This window comes from Pseudomonas sp. Pseusp3 (assembly GCF_047304225.1).
Lineage (GTDB): Bacteria > Pseudomonadota > Gammaproteobacteria > Pseudomonadales > Pseudomonadaceae > Aquipseudomonas > Aquipseudomonas fluorescens_CD.
In genome coordinates this window covers 1-254 of record NZ_JBGLYV010000283.1, presented here as the reverse complement: position 1 = coordinate 254, position 254 = coordinate 1, and the positions used below count along the sequence as shown (strand labels likewise).

The 254-nt window shown below is 58.3% G+C and carries 1 protein-coding gene and 1 pseudogene; both read left to right on the top strand.

Translation table 11 applies throughout. The features are described from left to right. Nucleotides 1-163 (top strand): hypothetical protein (locus ACCD00_RS30880; protein ID WP_413428953.1); only part of this gene is annotated, 163 nt, incomplete at its 5' end. Nucleotides 164-178: 15 nt separating this feature from the next. Continuing rightward, nucleotides 179-254, top strand: a pseudogene (locus tag ACCD00_RS30875) (hypothetical protein); the annotation flags it as partial.

Here is a 254-nt window from a genome sequence, read left to right as displayed (position 1 = left end):
GCACGTGATCTTCAACGCCTACACCAACGCAACGCTGACCGCGCTGTTCCTGTTCGTGGTGTTCAGCATCCTGTTCTATGCGCTCAAGGTCGGTATTTCCGCCTGGGGCAGCAAGGAGCGTACGGATAAAGAATCGCCATTCCAGGCGCAGCCGGAAGCGTGATCGAGGATTTGCACCATGTTCAATGACCTGAGTCGCCTCGGTAAATACCTCGGTCAGGCCGCGCGCCTGATGGTCGGCATGCCCGACTACG